This is a genomic window from Vibrio sp. 3-2(1), from assembly GCF_963887575.1.
Lineage (GTDB): Bacteria > Pseudomonadota > Gammaproteobacteria > Enterobacterales > Vibrionaceae > Vibrio > Vibrio anguillarum.
In genome coordinates this window covers 17,183-36,320 of the sequence record NZ_CAWPGB010000044.1, presented here as the reverse complement: position 1 = coordinate 36,320, position 19,138 = coordinate 17,183, and the positions used below count along the sequence as shown (strand labels likewise).

General features: G+C 43.2%; 16 protein-coding genes. 10 read left to right on the top strand and 6 right to left on the bottom strand.

Annotated features, from left to right (window positions below; translation table 11 throughout):
* Positions 1-19: 19 nt before the first annotated feature.
* Positions 20-1,504 (bottom strand): peptide MFS transporter, encoded by a 1,485-nt coding sequence (locus tag AACQ79_RS13260; protein ID WP_170899205.1) that lies wholly within the window; start codon positions 1,502-1,504, stop codon positions 20-22.
* A gap of 305 nt (positions 1,505-1,809) precedes the next feature.
* Here AACQ79_RS13260 and AACQ79_RS13255 point away from each other — a divergent pair, with 305 nt between their 5' ends.
* Positions 1,810-2,682, top strand: a complete 873-nt coding sequence (locus AACQ79_RS13255; RefSeq protein ID WP_170899204.1) for a YdcF family protein — start codon at positions 1,810-1,812, stop codon at positions 2,680-2,682.
* Between the two features lie 107 nt (positions 2,683-2,789).
* Here the strand turns inward: AACQ79_RS13255 and focA are convergent, their stop codons facing one another.
* Positions 2,790-4,241, bottom strand: coding sequence for a formate transporter FocA (gene focA, locus AACQ79_RS13250; protein ID WP_094164968.1), 1,452 nt, complete (start codon positions 4,239-4,241; stop codon positions 2,790-2,792).
* Positions 4,242-4,480: 239 nt separating this feature from the next.
* On the opposite strand from focA, the gene AACQ79_RS13245 reads away from it, so the two are divergent.
* Entirely contained in the window at positions 4,481-5,386 is a 906-nt protein-coding gene (locus tag AACQ79_RS13245; protein ID WP_013867825.1) for a LysR substrate-binding domain-containing protein, read from the top strand.
* A gap of 328 nt (positions 5,387-5,714) precedes the next feature.
* Complete coding sequence (locus AACQ79_RS13240; RefSeq protein ID WP_170899203.1) at positions 5,715-6,221, top strand: DUF1097 domain-containing protein; 507 nt, start codon at positions 5,715-5,717, stop codon at positions 6,219-6,221.
* 162 nt (positions 6,222-6,383) lie between these two features.
* Here the strand turns inward: AACQ79_RS13240 and AACQ79_RS13235 are convergent, their stop codons facing one another.
* Complete coding sequence (locus tag AACQ79_RS13235; protein WP_094127244.1) at positions 6,384-8,015, bottom strand: ATP-dependent endonuclease; 1,632 nt, start codon at positions 8,013-8,015, stop codon at positions 6,384-6,386.
* 259 nt (positions 8,016-8,274) lie between these two features.
* Here AACQ79_RS13235 and AACQ79_RS13230 point away from each other — a divergent pair, with 259 nt between their 5' ends.
* From AACQ79_RS13230 to AACQ79_RS13220, 3 genes are all read left to right on the top strand, one after another.
* Positions 8,275-10,014: a bifunctional metallophosphatase/5'-nucleotidase gene (locus AACQ79_RS13230; protein ID WP_129533062.1), complete on the top strand. Its 1,740-nt coding sequence runs from the start codon at positions 8,275-8,277 to the stop codon at positions 10,012-10,014.
* A gap of 498 nt (positions 10,015-10,512) precedes the next feature.
* Entirely contained in the window at positions 10,513-11,463 is a 951-nt protein-coding gene (locus AACQ79_RS13225) for a TerC/Alx family metal homeostasis membrane protein (RefSeq protein WP_170899202.1), read from the top strand.
* Positions 11,464-11,786: 323 nt separating this feature from the next.
* Complete coding sequence (locus AACQ79_RS13220) at positions 11,787-11,978, top strand: hypothetical protein (RefSeq protein WP_017042819.1); 192 nt, start codon at positions 11,787-11,789, stop codon at positions 11,976-11,978.
* A gap of 150 nt (positions 11,979-12,128) precedes the next feature.
* On the opposite strand, the gene AACQ79_RS13215 is transcribed toward AACQ79_RS13220, so the two are convergent.
* Positions 12,129-12,695, bottom strand: a complete 567-nt coding sequence (locus AACQ79_RS13215; RefSeq protein ID WP_026027787.1) for a PhnA domain-containing protein — start codon at positions 12,693-12,695, stop codon at positions 12,129-12,131.
* A gap of 257 nt (positions 12,696-12,952) precedes the next feature.
* Between AACQ79_RS13215 and AACQ79_RS13210 the strand changes: the two genes are divergently transcribed.
* The 4 genes from AACQ79_RS13210 to AACQ79_RS13195 all read left to right on the top strand — a co-directional run bounded on the left by AACQ79_RS13210 (position 12,953) and on the right by AACQ79_RS13195 (position 16,708).
* A complete protein-coding gene (locus tag AACQ79_RS13210) occupies positions 12,953-13,981 on the top strand; it encodes a site-2 protease family protein (protein WP_212756391.1) in 1,029 nt (342 codons plus the stop codon).
* A gap of 271 nt (positions 13,982-14,252) precedes the next feature.
* Positions 14,253-14,705 (top strand): hotdog fold thioesterase, encoded by a 453-nt coding sequence (locus tag AACQ79_RS13205; protein WP_029388466.1) that lies wholly within the window; start codon positions 14,253-14,255, stop codon positions 14,703-14,705.
* Position 14,706: 1 nt separating this feature from the next.
* A complete protein-coding gene (locus AACQ79_RS13200; protein ID WP_164996829.1) occupies positions 14,707-14,940 on the top strand; it encodes a DUF3389 domain-containing protein in 234 nt (77 codons plus the stop codon).
* 79 nt (positions 14,941-15,019) lie between these two features.
* Positions 15,020-16,708, top strand: coding sequence for an SgrR family transcriptional regulator (locus AACQ79_RS13195; protein WP_047691139.1), 1,689 nt, complete (start codon positions 15,020-15,022; stop codon positions 16,706-16,708).
* A 152-nt stretch (positions 16,709-16,860) separates the two neighbouring features.
* Here the strand turns inward: AACQ79_RS13195 and AACQ79_RS13190 are convergent, their stop codons facing one another.
* Both AACQ79_RS13190 and AACQ79_RS13185 read right to left on the bottom strand, forming a co-directional pair.
* The gene (locus AACQ79_RS13190) at positions 16,861-18,465 is read right to left on the bottom strand and encodes an ABC-F family ATPase (RefSeq protein WP_013867813.1); all 1,605 of its coding nucleotides are present in this window, start codon (positions 18,463-18,465) and stop codon (positions 16,861-16,863) included.
* Positions 18,466-18,732: 267 nt separating this feature from the next.
* Positions 18,733-19,128: a PPC domain-containing DNA-binding protein gene (locus AACQ79_RS13185; RefSeq protein WP_017042825.1), complete on the bottom strand. Its 396-nt coding sequence runs from the start codon at positions 19,126-19,128 to the stop codon at positions 18,733-18,735.
* Positions 19,129-19,138: the final 10 nt, after the last annotated feature.

Sequence of the window (19,138 nt, the reverse complement as noted above, 5' to 3'; positions counted from 1 at the left end):
GCTCACATTTTGCTGATGTTTAAACTTCGTTAGGTGCAACTTCTGCAAGTTCATCCCGTTCGTTCATTTTTGATGCTTCAAGCATTTTTCGAACAACCAATGAAGCGACGATGGCCACTGCTACCATCACTACGGCTAAGATCGTGAGCATTTTAAAGTAGTCGCCATAAACGCTTTGGACGATATGCTGACTGATCACTTGACCTTTTTCTAATGCGATGGAGGTTGAGAACACCGCACCCACAATGCCGCTTAAGGCGATGGCGACTGAAAAGAGGCTAACCGAAAAGTTTTCGATGTGCTTGGGAGCCACTGACAAAATGAAGGCCACTACTAAACTACCAACAATGACTTCCGCAAAAGCTTGGAAGAAGTGGATCATCAAAAAGACTTCTGGTCTGATGACAACATCAACACCAATATTCATGACTGCCATGGTTAAAATGCCAAATGCAATGGCGGTAAAGATGAATGCAAAGCCAATTTTAGTGGCTGTTGAAAAATTAATGCCTCGCTTTTCCAGTGAAGAGAAAGTCATAGCAATGACTGGCCCAGCAACAATGCACCACAGTGGGTTCATCGCCATTGATGCTTCAGGAGCGATTGGAATTAATCCAAATAAGTCACCACGCATCGTATTAATGGTTACCATGGTCATGGAGGTCATCATTTGCCCGTAATAGACAAAGAAACAGGTGGTGAGCACCGTCATGATAAGAATAGTGCCCATTTTCAAGGTATCGGATCGATTCGCTTTAAACATCAAAAAGATGAAGTAAAAAATGGCAGCCGCACCAATGGCATAAACGATGTTTTGACCGATGTCCATATTAGAAAACATGAAGAAAACTAGCCCAACCATCGCGCACGATACTGCACAAAAGGCGAGCCAGTTTTTCACGCTTACGGGAGCTTGATCAATCTCAGCTGCAGCATTCACTAATGATTTATTAAACACAATTAAAGTGGCAAAGGCGAACGCTGCCAAAATGGCTGAGAGCATAAAGCTACCGTGAAAACCGATCACTAAAACAAACATCGGGAATAAATATTGGCCAAGTAGTGCTCCCACATTGTTTACCGAATAATTGACAGGGTAACAGTTTTCAAAATGTTCTTGAGAGCTAAAAGTGCGTTTATATAAACTGGGGTAAGAAGGAGACATTAATCCGCGTGCGTAGCTCGCTAAAGCGATGCCTGCTAATGCCATCGCGACGTTGGTTGTTGAGGCACCCAGCACCAGTAGTGTGTAACCAAGAGCAAAAGCGCCGTAGGCAATGGTTAATGAACGATAAGCGCCAAGGAACTTATCGGCAATAAAACCACCAGCGATCGCAAAAAGGGGGCCAATGGATGAAAATGCTCCTACCACCATCATGGTATCAGCTTCGTTATAATCCAAATCTTCTAGAAAAAAACGGGTTAGGATAACCATTACCCCGTAAAATGATAAGCCAAACATCATTTGGCAGAACATCATTGATTTATTGAGTTTATTCCACATATTAATCTCTCCATGTAGTGGATTTTTAGAGTTTATTCCTGTGGATTTTATCATCGGTAGTTATAAATAAATTGAAACAATTATCGCAGAAACCTTACTTTATACACGAGCATTTCTAATGCGTGGCTATCGTTTGAGTAATGTTTAAAAAGTGATTGTTTATTTTATTTTTTGACTCAAGCACTATGCACATGTAGGAGTATTTACGTGTTACCAAACCATACGTTTTAATACTGCTGCTTTCTTGATGTCGATTGCTATGACACAAGTTTTATGGTGGCTGGAATGGAGAGAGAAAAATAACGATGGTAGCCGAGCATCTTTATATCGTATTAGGTAAACGACTTGTTGATCAGCAATTAACATTAGAAGGGCGTAGCCGTGTTGATGGCCTTGTTAAGGCGTTACAACGTCATGACATCGATCATAGTGTCATTGCCTTATGTGGTGGGCTCACGCTAGGGCAACAGATTTCTGAAGCGAAGGCTATGTATCATTACCTTCAATCGGAGCTTACTCGGCTCAATGTGTCACTTTTGAATAACCGCATTTTGCTGGAAGAACACTCGACCAGCACAGTGGAAAATATCGAAAACGTCGCGTTAGAGCTGCAAAAAAACGGTGACATTGACACGCAAAAAATACTACCAGTCACTTTCATTTCTAACGACTATCACTTGCAGCGTATTTTTGAAATTCAGCAATTAATGGATGAGCAAGGGTTACTGCGAGTGCTTAAACAACGCTGTGAAATGATGGAGATCACGCTGGCTATTTCACCGGATCTGCACGATCACCTAGCGGTGAAATACCCTTATACGCATTTAGCCGCGGAACTGTTTCTATTGGTCGATCAACTAACAACTTACCGTGTCTATCTTGAAGGTGTCGTGGCGGGCTCATTTTTACGCGATCTTACGCAAGTGAGAGCCATTCCTTACCAAATAGCATGTGAGGCTATTTTAGCGATCAACCATAAAATCGCAGACAACCCAAAGTGGGTTTTTGTTCGCTGTCTTACGGATTTATTGATGCAGTGTATTAATGCCACAAAGGGGGCGTTAAGTGTTAGTGAGATTCAACCTTATCTCATTTTGTTCGACAGCAACTTAACGTTATTGAATCGATATCTTGATCCTGAAAACCCGTGCGTCGGACGATGGTGGCGTCAGGGATAGTAACAAGCGAAATAGATGAATCAAAGAGACCCCGCAATGCGGGGTCTTTGCTTTTTAGTCAAGCGACTTATTTCCTGACCAAAAACCGTTTTGAACAAAACAACGTATTAAGCAGTTTCTAACGTACGCTCTTTGACCACGCTTAAACGCTCGCCATAAATCGGGCGCAACGCTGCCAGTACATGGTTACGAGTTAGCATACCGACAAACTTGCCATCTTCAAGGACGGGTAGATTTTGTGGTTTGTTCACTTTCATGCTTTTTGCGCGCTCTTCTAAAGAGAGTGAGCTAAAACGAGTAGCAATACCCATGCTAGTGGTAGGGTATAACTGTTCTTTATCGATACATAAAAATTCGGCGATATCAATCAGACGGTCAGATGCATCGATGGCGATAACATCGCGGCTCATAAGATCCACCACTTTTTGCCCTTCGGTAGGGAGGTAGTCTTGGCACCATAAATCCACCATGACATCGTGAGCTGAGAAAAACCCGACCAAACGACCAGCCACATCAACCACAGGTGCACTATCGAGCTGGTTATCCAGCAACATATCAATCGCTACTGCGGTTGGCATTTCCACGCCTAGAGTTACAGGTTGGGTGTTCATAATGTCTTTAACTGTAATTGCTTTATTCATTTTCGTTTCCTTCACTGACGTAATTGTTGCTGTTTCCGTAATAGTGCTAATGTTTGCGGCTTTAAGTTGTGGACGGCGGAAAATAGACCAGTTGGCGAGACCAACCAACACAGCACCGCCGACAATATTGCCCAAAGTCACTGGGATAAGGTTTGCCACCACAAATTGATGAATATTCAAATCTGCGTAATGAGTGGCACTGATACCGATCTGCTGCCAGAAGCTCTCTGGTGCAAAGTTTTGAATCACAATGCCTAAAGGGACCATAAACATGTTGGCTACGCAGTGCTCAAAGCCGCTAGAGACGAACATCGCCACAGGCAAAATTGTCATTGCGGCTTTGGTCATTGCATTGGCAGAGCTAAACGTTAACCAAATAGCAAGACAAACCAGTAAGTTACATAGCACCCCAAGAGAAAATGCTTGAACAGGTGTATGGTGCAGTTTGTGCTGCGCGATGTTCAGCGCATTCAACCCCCATTGACCATCATCCAACTGATAGAGACCAGCCCCAGTAACCAAAAGCAGTAAGAACATGGCACCAATGAAGTTACCGATATAAACCTTGCCCCAAATGGATAACATTTTGCTAAAGCTGATTTGTTTATTGGCCCAAGAAATGCTCGACAATACGGAACTGGTGAACAGTTCACCGCCACAAATCACGATTAAAATCAGCCCCATGCTAAAGGCTAAACCACCCGCTAACCGACTGAGCCCCCAACCTGCGTTAGCACTGCCTGTCGTGACAGTGATGTAGAACAAAAATGCTAAGCCGATAAAAGCACCAGCCATAATGGCAAGGCTCAGTGTCATACCGCTACTTTTCTTGGCTTTGCTTAATGCAAATTTCTCGGCTTCTGCCATCATCTCAATCGGTGAGAACAGCTGTTTATTTTCAGAGTAGGCTGCAGACATACACGCTCCCAAAGCTCAATTTCATAATTACCTCCCAAGTTCAAACAAAGCGTCATGCCTTGCTTCCCATACAGACTAACGAACGGGTCATGAAGTAGTAAAATTGATAATTTTTAGATTACTCATCAAATGAATTGATATGAATAAATGAAAGAGTAGAATGAAACCGTTTGCGCATATTAACTCCCTTGAAATTAAAGGTGTGGCGCGCAGTAGATGAAAGCTAAATAGGAAAAGCAGTGCGGTATTCACTCAAACAATTAGCAGTTTTCGATGCTGTTGCCGATAGTGGCAGCGTCAGTCAAGCTGCGGATAAATTAGCGTTAACTCAGTCCGCGACCAGTATGTCGCTAGCACAATTGGAAAAAATGTTAGGTCGCCCTTTGTTCGAAAGACAAGGAAAGCAGATGGCATTGACTCATTGGGGAATGTGGCTTAGGCCGAAAGCGAAGCGTTTATTACAAGATGCTCAGCAGATCGAAATGGGCTTTTATGATCAGCACTTGCTTAGCGGTGAAATCAGTATGGGGGCCAGCCAGACCCCTGCCGAGCACCTCGTTCCAGACCTTATCAGCATTCTTGATAACGATTTCCCAGAGATGCGTATTGAGCTTGGTGTGAAAAGCACCAAAGGGGTGATCGATGGCATCCTCGACTACAAATATGATCTTGGTATCATTGAAGGTCGATGCGATGATAACCGTATTTCCCAAGAAGTGTGGTGTCGAGATCACCTAACAGTGATAGCTTCGGCTCATCATCCTTTTGCCAAATGTAAAACGGTGAGTCTTGCACAGCTTGAACAAGCCAAATGGGTGTTAAGAGAGCACGGTTCTGGCACTCGCAATATTTTTGATAGCTCGATTCACCATCTTATTTCCGATTTAGATGTGTGGCGAGAGTACGAACATGTTCCTGTGCTACGCAGTATGGTTGCGAATGGTCCGTACTTAACTTGTTTACCTTACCTCGATGTAGAACGCTTTATTGAGAATGGCCAACTGGTAGCGCTCAATGTGCCTGATCTGAATATGGAAAGAACCTTGTCGTTTATTTGGCGAGCAGATATGGCTGAAAACCCGTTGGTCGAGTGCATTAAGCGTGAAGGACTGCGCATGATGAAAGGACGACCAAGCGTACTTTAAGCTTGTTAATCTTGGTTATGATTTACTTTGTTACTTCTCAATATGGGGTGTGATAAGTGAAGCTGTTGAGTGTTCGCATTTAGCATCATGCCACACACCCTCATCACCCAATCTAACGCTCATGCTCGATTAAAAAGCACTTCAAATATGTTGATTTATCGTTTGCGTCAACATTTCAATGAAATAAGTGCAGTCATTGCATTTATTTCATGACTTAGGTCACTAGTTATCTGTGGTTGAAGCTTTTAATATCGGCACTTGATTTATTGATGTCGCTATAGCAACGGCTTGTTAAATGACAGGCAGATAGCGGCTAAATGAGGGCGCTATGAGCACACTATTTGCAATTTCACTAACGACAGGCATTCTTTCTGGTGTTTGGGGCTGGATAGCCGTTTCGTTAGGCTTACTATCATGGGCTGGCTTTTTAGGATGTACGAGTTATTTTGCCTCTCCAACCGAGGGTATTAAAGGTCTTGCAGAAAGTTTGATAACTAATATCAGTGGCGTTTTTTGGTCAATGGTCATTATTCATTCATCCAGCTTGGTGAGCTTGGATATTTTGGGTTACGTTGTCACTGCGGTAGTGGCATTTTTAATGTGCATTCAAGCGTCGAAAGCGTGGCTTGGTTATATCCCTGGAACCTTTATTGGCGCTTGTGCCACTTTTGCTGCTGGTGGTGATTGGCAACTGGTTGTTCCATCACTTCTATTAGGTGGCATTTTTGGCTTTGCGATGAAAACAAGTGGTATGTGGTTGCATCAACGATCTAACCAGCCAGCGCTGAGCGACAGCGCAACTGTTGAAACGCATTCTAAATCCTCAACTTGTTAATTTATGTTTAAGACTAATGCTGGTGAAATCTGCATTGGTAAAGGTTACCCCCAATTGATCCGTATCGATTCATCAAAATTGTTGATATACCCATTCAATATAAGATTAGTCACATATAGCGAAATGGAAATGATACGAGGCACACAATCATGTGTGCCTTTTTTACGTGTGGCCATTGGCCATCGTAATCACGCGTTTTAGTGTCCAGCGCAGCAGTACAGGAATAAAGTCCACACCTTGTTGTTCACAATGGGAAACGATGGCAAGCGCCAAATCAGGTTTCGCGTGTTTTTTCAGCACACGTGTGACCACTTTTTTCGCAGGGATTGGATGATCGTAAGGTATTTTAATCAAATCTTTGAAGAAATGTTCAAAGCCATGAGAGTACAGAAAATGTTCGATATCTCGATCGGGAAGTTCGGTCAGGCGATGCCGTTCTTGATCACCTGTTAGCATACCGCGTACCGTTGACGAATATTTTTTGCCAGCGGGATCGCCATCAGTCACGACATGCCAATCAATGCCAAACGCTTTCGCCACTTTAATTAAGGACTTCAGACCAGACTGAGCAAATTCGACAATTTGTACTCCTTCGGCGGCTAGATTATAGCCACACTGGCGAGCCAGCTCACTAAACAGCCACACCTCAGTTTCTCCTTCAACCAACAACCAGCAGCGAGCAAAAAGCACTCCTGAGCGATGAAAACGGATATGAAAACCGATACGTCGTAGTTCGTCCTTACTCAATCCACGGGAGACCATCGAATTTGCAATGGTACGGTCAGAAGTACGCACCAAACGCCGAATCGAATGAAGGGGAACAGAGCCAAGCAGATCACCACTGTTCGTTGTGAGAATTTTTTGCATGGGTAATAGTTGAAGTAAACTCCAAGCGCGCGCCAGATGAGTAGGGTGCAATCGACCTTCGGGATCTTCGATAATCAGCAGCGGCCTAGCGCAACGTCGTAGGTCTGTTGGGCCTTTGGCTTGCAGATAAGCATTGAGTAAGCCCATCAACAGCAAACGAGTTTGCTTATTTTTAGTCTCTTCAACAAATTGGCTTATGTTTTTATCGGCGGTTGGGCTGGAATAGACTAAGCTGTCACGTTGCTGTCTTGGGTTTTTACGTGTCTGACTTTTGAATGAAAAATAGTGATCAACTAATACATTCATTGAGTTAAGGCTACTTCTCATCTCGCCTTTGTTGACATGTCCAGGAATGGCCAGTAAACGACGACAGGTATTATCAATGCGTTTTTCGGCGCGAGAATTTTTACCGTTACCATTGACGAAAGGTCGCTCGAAACGCCGTGAATCTTTCAAACGGATCACTGGGTGTAAGCTCATCAGCTCTTGCGCTAATTTTTCGGAATGATGCAGCGGTAGTGGATTGCCTTCGAGGTCTAAAAACAGGTAGCGAGTGGTAATATCATATCGCTCACGAGTGGCACTGATGCGATAGAATATCCGTTTCGTACCCGTTTCATCTTCAACCCAAATCGGCCTCAGCTTACGATAACGGCCGGATCGAGATTCATTTTTGTCTGTAGAAACAAAGCTTAAGACAATTTGTAAATGCTGAGTTTGAGGATGAGCGATAGAGTAATCGACGTGGAAATCTTGCATTTCAAATTGATAAGGTACACCGTTGGCTGGTAGCACTACTGATAAGGCGTCCAACAATGAGGACTTACCCCAAGTATTTTCACCGATCAATGTGGTGAGTTCATCAAAAGCGAGCGATAAACGTTTGATTCCTCTGAATCCGGAAATTTCAATTCGCTCTAGATGCATAGGCAGACTCCTTTTATAACTCAACAAGTTAGCTTCTCGCTGAGTCTGTTTTTCTTTAAGCATAATGGAAATTATGCAGATAAGTAGGCTGCTGGCTCACATATCAAGTGTTTATGTAGGGGCAGCCGAATGAGACAAAGGCTACAAAGCGTGATGAGGTTGACTTAGCGTAATTATATTTTCAAACTCGTTTCATAAAAGTCACGATTCTGTCATGATTCTTCAGCTAGGATAGAGTGGAAAAAGAAGAGAAAGATAAATGATGCATAAAAAGAATAGACCAGCATCAATTATGCTGGCACACATTAATGACACTCACTCATATTTTGAACCGACATCGCTGCAATTGACTCTCCACATCCAACAGCAGACTTTAACACCGTATGTAAGCGCTGGCGGCTTTGCACGAATTGCAACACGAGTTCAGCAATTGAAAGAAGATGCGGTGCGTATGAAGCGAGCCTTTGTATTTTTACACGCTGGGGATTGTTTCCAAGGCACGCTCTATTTCTCGCTATTTAAAGGTAAAGCCAATGCGGACATGCTCAACGCATTGAATCTTGATGCGATGGCATTAGGCAATCACGAACTGGATATGGGTAATGAACCCGTTGCCCATTTTGTTAAACGTATTCAATTTCCATTGCTAGCTGGCAATTGGGATCTTTCCAATGAAAGATCGAATAAGCCTTTTCCAATAGCCGGTAGCCCGCAAGTGATAAGTTATCAACCTCAAGGTAAATACGCTCGCTGGATAGAAAAACAGGCTGGTGATGAAACGATTGCAATTTTCGGCTTGTCACTCGATAAAATGGCTGATATTGCCAACCCAGATCTCGATACTCCATTTATTAACGCTATCCAGACGGCGAAAAATACGGTTGCTGAAATTCGCGCTAAAGGGATCAACAAAATTATTCTACTTAGCCATTTAGGTTATGAAGCGGACATTGAGCTCGCACAGCAAGTGGAAGGTATTAGTGTTGTCGTCGGCGGGCATAGCCACCGATTACAAGGTGATTTTAGTGCACTAGGGCTGATGAAAGATGATGAGTATGGTTTAAGAATTAATGACACTTATGTCGTCCAATCCGGTTATCATTCTTTGAGCTTAGGTCATTGTTATATCGACTTTTCAGCCGATGGCAAAGTGGACAAATTTCAGGGTCGTAATGAACTGTTACTGGGCCGTCGACTGTTTCTTGATGCCAGCATGAGCGAAGCGGGCACCGATAACACCCATTTAGCGGCGTGCGAATTTTTAAGCCAGCACCCTAATGTGGTGGTGTGTAAGAAAGATCCGCAGGTCCAAGGAATATTGATCGATAAATACATGCCGCGAGTACGTCAGCTGCAACAAAATATTATCGCACATGCTGATCGTTTCTTAAGACACGTCAGAATTCCTGATGAAACTGGGCCGAGTGAGTTGGCTCCTTTGGTGGCTCAATCATTCGTCTATGCCATGCGGCAAAGAGGGCACCCCGTGCAGTTTGCAATACATAACGCTGGTGGAGTCAGAAACTCGCTCAACGCCGGACAAGTTTCGGTGGCAGACATTGCCGGAAATTTATTGCCATTTGCCGTTCCTATTGGTGTCTACCGAGTGCAGGGAGAAACCTTAATTGAGATGCTTGAAGGGGCGATTAATAATGCGCTGGGCAATGGGGTCGACGGCACAGGTTCTGGCAGTTATCCTTACACCCACAATCTCTCGTTTACTTATGCCGCCGATCGGCCTGTAGGACAACGCATCACAAATGTGTTGTTATTTGATGAGCAAAAAGGTTGGCAACCAATTGATCTTAATCGTTATTATTGTGGGACCTCTTCGGCCTATACCATGAAAGGCAAAGAGGGGTATGATGCGATACTGAAAATGAAGGGAGAAGGTTTTGTTTCGAATGTGTCAATGGCCGATGCGTTTATTGAACTGCTGACGGAAAAACCTGAAATACTTAACCACGCAGGAACTCAACCCCAACATCATTATCAGTAACTCGGTTTGACATAAATTTACTGGCATAGACTTTGCTTTTTAACTTTCAGTCTTAACGCATCTTCAACCCGATGAAGGTGCATGAAGATGTGAAAGGGGAAAGTATAATGTGGATTAGAGATTGGTTAGATGCTGCTGTCGTCGTTGCTTGGGTCAGTGCATGGTCTGTATTGGTGTATTTATTACCATTGGCAGGCGTATAAAAATCTAAGCTAAAAAGGAGCATAAATGGCTCCTTTTTTTGATCACGGCTATGGACCTTTGCATCCAATAGGCATAAAATCCGCGCTGATTGGGGAGTAGTCGCCTTTGTTTACTTATCGTCAGCTCGTTAAGCGCATGCTTATCCGGTAAGTATAAATAGCCTTCTGTTAAAAACGGAATGCTTATTTCGACGAGACCAACGCATTCAGCTCTGTTCATTATGAACAGCGGTTTTTGTTTGCGGAAGGTTTCGATCGGTTAATCCCATCTTATCCTTCCGCCTTTGGAGGATATATGACCCCAACAACCTATCTCAGCTTTGCAATTCTGGCTCTATTTCTTGTTGTTATCGATATTTGGCAAACCCGTGGTGGTAAAGTCACGATCACTAAAGCGGCCGTTTGGAGCGTGATTTGGTTTATGCTGGCGTTTGCATTCGCCGCGAGTATCTATTTTTTTTGGGATAGTTACGCACCAACCAGTTCATACAGTGCCGAAAAGGCGACGATCTCGTTTATTACTGGTTACTTGTTAGAAAAATCGTTAAGTGTTGATAACTTATTCGTCTTTGCGATTATTTTTCATCAATACGCCGTCCCAGAGCATTTACGCCCGCGGGCTCTATTGTGGGGAGTGATCGGCGCTTTGTGTTTACGAGCGGTGATGATTGTGATTGGTGCGCAGCTGCTTGAACAATATCATTGGTTACTTTATGTGTTTGCATTATTTCTTATGTGGACCGGTATTCAACTTGCGCGTGAGAAAGGCGATGAACAGCTAAACCCAATGCCGGAGAAACTGATTCGACGTTGGTTCAATGTGACGGATCATTACGAAGGGAATGCTTTGGTTGTGAGCCGCAATAAGCAATGGTTTGTGACTCCAATGATGATTGTGATTGGCGTGATTGCTTTTATGGATGTCATGTTCGCATTAGATTCAATTCCGGCTATTTTTGCCGTGACCCGCGAACCCTTTTTAGTGTTAGCAGCGAACGTGTTTGCGTTACTTGGTTTGCGGTCTTTGTACTTTGTGTTGCAAGGGATGATGGATAAGTTTATTTATCTAAAACCAGCGCTTTCCTTCATCATGATCTTCATTGGTATTAAGATGATGCTAGTCGGTTCTGCGTGGGAAATTCCGACACCAGTCTCACTGGGTGTACTGTTAGTCACTATGATTATTGCGGTGTTGGCTTCTGTCTATAAGCAGAGAAGTCCATTACCTGCTACTCATAAGTCATAATATAAGTAAACGGAGGTAAGTGTTTGACAATACTTACCTCTCTCTTTTATTTATCCTTTATCTAACCGACGATAAAAATATTAATGTGAAAATTTTGTAAATAACCGGTGTTTTTGTTTTTCATTGCGATTTAAATTCACCAAATCAAACTTAATGTGAATAAGTAGTCGATTATCGTGGATAATAAAGGCATGCATTGTTATGGGGTTGTTTCATTAGAATAACTAATTTGAATGTGGAAAATTTGTCATTTTTTAACCAAAAAAATATCACCTAGAATTCATTTCAACAAAGTAAGTTACCGAATTAACAGAGAGGCTATCATGGCACAAGCAATGAATATGGGTACGATTACAGCACCTACCTCTATGGATAAAAAAACCTACGCGGTTAACTTCAAAGGATTGATTGCACATTTAGTTGATATTCTGTTTGTCGACCACAGCGAACCTCGCAGCTACTACGCGAATAATTTGTCTGGTCACATGCAGAAAGATATCGGTTTATACCGTTAATTCAATGTGTAGAGATGTAAAAGCCGACGGATTAAATAGTCGGCTTTTTTGTATTTAAAATTTACTAGTTTCACTGCTCATGAAAACAACGGTTTCCGAAAAACAAAGGCGCAAACTAAGTTGCGCCTTTGTTTTATTCGTCAATGGCTATTATTTTTTGCGACAGTATTCAGCAATGATATACATAGATTGGCCATTAGCTTTACCAGAGATCAACTTAGGATCGTCGCTTAAACTGATACCGCGAACCACAGTACCCTGTTTAATGACTTGGCTTGAGCCTTTGATAGGGAGATCTTTAATGATGGTTACGTCGTCGCCTTTTTTCAGTTCTACGCCATTCACATCACGAGGCTTTTCTGCATCATCATCCATACCAATTTCAGCCCATTTTGCAGCTTCTTCTTCAAGATACATCATATCAAGTAGGTCTTGAGCCCAACCCTCAGTGGCCGCAAGGCGCTTAAGTTGACGCCACGCCAGAACTTGAACGGGTTGTTCTTGGCTCCACATGCTGTCGTTCAAACAACGCCAATGGTTCACATCTACTGTTTCTGGGTTCTCAATTTGGCCTTTGCAGACATCACACAACATAACGGCATGGTCAACAGTAACCATAGTGTGTGGCGCTACCACAAATGGAGCTAATGGAGATTCTGATGAACAAAGCTCACATTTTGATTGGCTGCGTTCAAGTAAAGTTGCTTCAGTAGACATAGTACCCACCTTGTAAAAATATGTAAGCGCGTATTATCCACGTTACGACTGGAATTAAAAGGGGAGATGGCAAAAAGCTTGGTATTCGTGAGGGAATTGAACTAAGTCATCTTCAATAGTAAGAAAATGGGCATCGTGCTTTACGCTGTTATTGCTCAAAGGCATAATGAACGCCGTTTTTATGTTTGTATGTAGGTATCACTGTGGAAATCCTTTCCGCTCCATTTTTAGGAAAATCACTTCGTCTCGAAGGTTCAATGTCAGGCTGGCAGCAACTCTATTGGGATAATCAACTGGTCGCGCAATGCGATGCGACAGGGAATATCGAGGCGACAACGACCCATAGATTTCAGTTGTTAAGTGGTGAAACGCCGATCCAATGTGAACTAAATGTCGAGCTGAGTTGGCAACCTTTTAAACTGAGTTATCAAGCATTAGTTAATGGTGACATTGTCACGCAAGGTGAGCGTTCAGAAAAAGACATTGAAAAACAAACACCATATAGCCCGCCAAAGCCGGAGCGACGTTTTAGCCTTATTGGTCTAGTCTCGCTTGGCATGAAAGCACTGAAAAGTGCCAAGCTGATTAAAGTTGTTCTGGCGTCAGCAAGTATTGCAGCTTATTCGTGGTTATTTTCCTTCCAGTTTGCTATGGCGCTTATTGCCTGTTTGGTGTTCCATGAATTTGGCCATATCAAAGCGATGAAGTATTTTGGTATGAAGACTAAAGGCATTTATCTCATTCCATTTCTTGGTGGCTTGGCATTAAGTGATGAAAAAATCAATACACGTTGGCAAGATGTAGTGATCTCAATTATGGGGCCATTTTTTGGTTTGCTGCTCTCGGTTGTGCTGGTTGTCGTGTACTGGATCACAGGAGAGATATTTTTTGCCGGCCTTGCTGTTTTTAATGCCTTTCTCAATCTCTTCAATCTATTGCCTATATTGCCGCTTGATGGTGGTCACGTGTTAAAAAGCATCAGCTTTTCTATGAACAGCACTTTGGGGATTGCGTTGTGTGCTCTTGCGGCGATCGCTGGTGTCATTTTGAGCTATTGGCTTGGATTAACCCTGTTCGGCTTTTTATTGATTATGGGCAGCATTGAAATTGTAATGGAATGGAAGCAGCGTCATCAAAGTCATTTGCTACCTCTGAATCGATATGGACAAATTGTAGCTTCACTTTGGTATGTCAGTTTAGTGGCTGCGCTTATCGCTATTATTTGGGGTTTTGCAACGGCAGGGGATGAGCTGCTACAACTGCCATTACGCATTTTAGGTACTTGAGTCGGTACGTTGGCACTTGTAAGCCATGTATCAGAGCACTTTTTGTGCTCATCTTTAAGCGCTTAAATGACATCTTTGTATGAAGAGGCTTCCTAGCGCCGATAAACTGCTAATGACAACACTGCAGTTAATATTTATGAGCGATCGGATCTGTCTCGAAAATGTGTAGTTGGCAGGATCTCAATCGCTGGAACTGACTGATTACTCGCTGCAAGTTGCTACTGTTTAAGTATAGAATGAATCTCTTTTACGATGAATGAGACAAAAAAGCATGGATATTTGGAAGAAGCCTATCGATTTAATAACGTTAAACGCCACCTCCAAAAACACCTTGATAGAGCATCTCAATATTATTTATACCGATTATACTGATCACTCTTTGTCTGCGACCATGCCTGTTTGTCACTTTACCCATCAGCCGCTTGGTATGCTGCATGGTGGCGCCTCGGTGGTACTTGCGGAAACCCTAGGTTCAGTTGCCGCGAATTTCAGTGTGGATCAAGAACACTATTGTGTAGGGTTAGACATTAATGCTAATCATGTTCGCGCCATGCGAGAGGGGATAGTTATAGGAACAGCGACACCTATCCATCTTGGTATTTCAACGCAAGTATGGCAAATCAATATCACTGATGAGCGCGAACGTTTGGTGTGCACCAGCCGTTTGACGGTCGCAGTACAAAAAATTCGTAACCGTTCTCAAGCTATCAAGGTTGATTTATAAAATGGTGATTGAATTTTCAGGTGGAAAAATCATCGTAACACCCCATGAATTAGTGGTACGAGTATTGGGTGATCTGGCCATCACGCTACAAGCCCAAGCCGATGCTGTTCAGCTCATTGGGAGAGGGGCGAATGTCATCTCTGTAAATTGCTCAGAAAGTAAATGGTCGATTAAGTTAGACAGCGAAGAGCAAATTCAGCAACTTTCTCAACAACTCGGCTGTAATATTCTTTAAACAGTGATTAAGACTATTGCATAACCAATATAAAATGAGGAAACTATCTCTGTTTTTTATAAACTGAGATTTCCTCTTTATGAGTAGCCCACGACTTCGCGTTCAATTTGAATCCTTATTTGAGCACTTTAACGGCCAAGATGTTGGTGTCCAGCTAGAAGAGATCACCGAGATCCTTTTCTGCACACGCCGTAATGCGCGTATTGTTCTAAATAAAATGGAGGATGAAGGCTGGATAGAATGGCGTCCTGCGGCGGGGCGTGGAAAATTATCCGATCTCATTTTTAAACGTAGTCGCAGTGATGTCAGTGAAAACCTTGCGCGTCGATACTTAGATGAAGGTAAAATTGGCCATGCATTTTCGGTACTGGATCAAGATGCTGCGAAACTGACGCAAGTGATCCAAAGCTATCTTGGTGTTCAGCATCAAGAAGGTCTGCAAGTCATACGGTTGCCTTATTATCGCCCGCTTTCAATGCTAAACCCGCTAAAATCCATGCGTCGATCTGAGCAACATATCGTAATGCAAATTTTTAGTGGATTAACGCGGCTAGATGAGTATGAACAGCTGCAGCCAGATCTCGCACATACATGGGAATCGGTGACAGCAACACATTGGCGTTTTTATCTTCGCCCAGGGGTTCGTTTCCACAATGGTGATTTGCTTACCACCGACGGTGTTATCCAAAGTTTGTGGGAATTGCGATTTCTGAATTTATTCTCTCATCTTGATAGGATCAGCTCGCCCTCCAATTGGGTTATCGATATCTTTTTACAAAAAGCGGATAGTCGCTTACCGCTTCTTTTATCTGAGTCATGTGCCAAGATTTTACTACCAGAGTCCAATCGTAGTGATAATTTTGATTTAATGCCGATTGGTACTGGCCCTTACAAAGTCATTTTAAATGATGAAAAACGCTTAGTTTTGCAAGCGTTTGATGGATATTTTGGATTTAGGCCTTTGTTAGACCGGGTCGAAGTGTGGGTGATTGACGAAGTACATTCTTCGATGGTTTTTCCTAGCTTATCGCATCCGATAAAAACAAAGCGAGGTTCATTTACAGAAGACGTGGATCTTGATCCCGGCTGTACTTACTTGTTACTCAATCGAAAAAATGGCGTCGCCGCAGATGTCAATTGGGCTAGCTACCTTACCAATAAGCTCAGTACTCTCAACCTATTTCGTCAATTACCAGAAGACAAAGTGGTCGAGTTGGGGGTGTTACCTGCTTATGGCCTGAAACCGGGCTGGTATCATCAGTCATCGGGAGATGTTGCCGCTACACCGCCGGGCGAGCGTTTGATCACCATTGCATATCATGCTCAGCACCCCATGTTTCCAAGCTTAGTGAAAACAATACAACAGCTGTTAAAAGAAGATGGGATTTCGGTGGAGCTTGTTAAATATGATTTGACGGTTGAAGACACCGATGCTGTCGATGTTTGGGTCAAACCGATGGGAATTGCCAACCATAGAGAAGATGCGTTAGCAGGATGGTTACTTGATTACAGTGATATCGAGCATTTAAGCCGCGCTGAAGATTTTTCGTATTGGTGCCAGTTAGTGGATGAATGGCGCGCCGATCCAAATGCCATATTTCCGGCCAAAGAGATTGGCAAATCTTTGATAGAAAAACAGCAAGTTATCCCGATGTTCCACTGTTGGTTAGGGATAAGCAAAGATCAATGTGGTGCATTACAAAACGCGAAATGCAACGCGTTAGGCTGGTTTGATTTTAGCAATGTTTGGGTTAAACCAGAGTTATAACAAATTACAGTGATACCCAAACAACTTGGAGTTACAAGTAGGCGGCTTGTGGTCGATAAAATAAGCTAAGAGTAAACAGCAGAATCTAAATTATCCGTTGTTGCCGTCATTTCTGGCGGCAACAAGTATCAAGAATTATGACGTTGGTTTGATTACGCCGCAGCTAACAACTTCTGTTGATGAGCCAAGTATTCATCGTACGTTCCTTGGAAGTAGACCAACTGTTTGTTTTTCACATCAATGATCGAAGTGGCCAGCGAAGAGACAAACTCGCGATCGTGGCTAACAAAAATCAGTGTCCCCGTGTAGGACTTTAGCGCGTTATTGAGCGCCTCAATCGCTTCCATATCCATGTGGTTGGTTGGCTCGTCCATGATCAGCACGTTGATATCTTGCATCATTAGTTTGCCAAATAGCAGACGGTTCTTCTCACCACCCGAGCAGTTTCTTGCTTTCTTATTCACATCATCGGCTGTAAAGAGTAGTCGGCCAAGAATGGCACGCACCATCAAATCATCATGTTTTACGGTGCGCCACTGCGAGATCCAATCAAAGATAGTCAGATCGTTATCAAAATCGACAGTACTGTCTTGAGGGCAATAGCCAATTGAGGCATTCTCAGACCACTTCACCACACCTTGGTTGGCCTGAAGCTCTTTGACTAAGCAGCGTAGAAAGGTTGTTTTACCGACGCCGTTTTCACCAATTACCGCCAAACGTGAGCCCGCCTCAAGCAGCAGATTACCACCGTTGAAGAGCTGTTCATCGTCAAAAGCGTGGCCGAGATTTTGTAGTTCAAGTGCAAGACGATGCAGTTTCTTTCCTTCACCAAAATCAATCGAAGGACTGATGCGGCTTGAGGATTTCACTTCATCAAGCTTGATCTTGTCCATTTTTTTTGCGCGTGAGCTAGCCTGTTTTGCTTTTGAAGCATTGGCACCAAAGCGGTTAACGAAGTCTTGCAGTTCGTTGATCTCGGCCGCTTTTTTCGCGTTGCCAGAGAGTAACTGCTCTCGAATCAAGCTTGACGCTTCAAGAAAATACTCATAATTACCCGGATAAATACGCAGTTCACCGTAATCAATATCAGCCATATGGGTACACACTGAGTTCAAAAAGTGACGGTCATGGGAAATAATAATCATGGTGCATTTACGCTGATTAAGTTCTTCAGCCAACCAACCAATGGTGTGGATGTCTAAGTTGTTGGTTGGCTCATCGAGCAGCAAAATATCTGGGTTAGCAAACAAGGCTTGCGCCAACAAAACGCGCAGTTTCCAACCAGGAGCCACTTGTTGCATCAAGCCAAAATGAAACGATTCCTCAATTCCCGCTTTTAACAAAATATCACCCGCGCGACTTTCGGCGGTGTAACCATCCATTTCAGCGTATTCGCTCTCAAGCTCGGCGACTTTCATGCCGTCGGCTTCGCTCATCTCGGCTAATGAATAAATGCGGTCACGCTCTTGCTTGATCTCCCATAGTTTACGGTCACCCATAATCACGGCATCAATTACCGTGTATTGTTCGAACGCAAACTGATCTTGGCTCAGCACACCCAATTTTAGCCCTGGTGTAATGGAGACGTTGCCTGAGCTGGGAGTTAACGCGCCACTCAAGATCTTCATGAACGTCGATTTACCACAGCCGTTAGCGCCAATCAAACCGTAGCGATTGCCGTTACCGAATTTTGCAGAAATGTTTTCAAATAAAGGCTCAGCGCCAAATTGCATGGTGATATTTGCGGTAGAGATCAAGAGAGTTTTCCTAGGTATTCAGTTTAGCGAATCAGTGATGTGCAGACGCCAAATCAACAGAACATAAACAATGGTTAAATAGGCGGCGAATTATACAGAGTTATTACAAAAAGAACAGATGTGAGAGATAGCTCACAGACGGAAATTGCTCAACGTCGAATTGCCTATCGTTATTGGGGAGAAATGGGTGAATAAAAAACACGCTTCACCACATTTTACAGAATGCAGACTAGTATATGCACATTCACTTTTATTATTAAAGGGATTTTAACAAGGTGCCACCAGCTCACTGTAGCCCGTTTGATTATCAAATTCTCGCTCAAACACTAAGTCAGGATAGGAATGTAAAATCAGCTCTGCGGTAGTATTGACAAGACAACCATCTAAAAGATGACCACCGATCACTTTGCCTGTTTTATCTGCAACCGCAATGTGCAAGTGTTGATGAGATGCGGTTAGCGTGCCTATCAAAGAGACAATTTCAAATGCATCAACAAGGTGTAGCTCTGAAGAGCCATCAGCGAGGCGGATGCGCACTTCAGATAGGCACCCGACACAAGAAGCGATGTTACCCGCTTGTATGTTCTCTTGCTTTATCAACGCGGCAATGGATTGCTTTAAGTCGTGGCCTTTTATTAAGCGAGACACTGTCACTTTTATCATAGAGAATTCG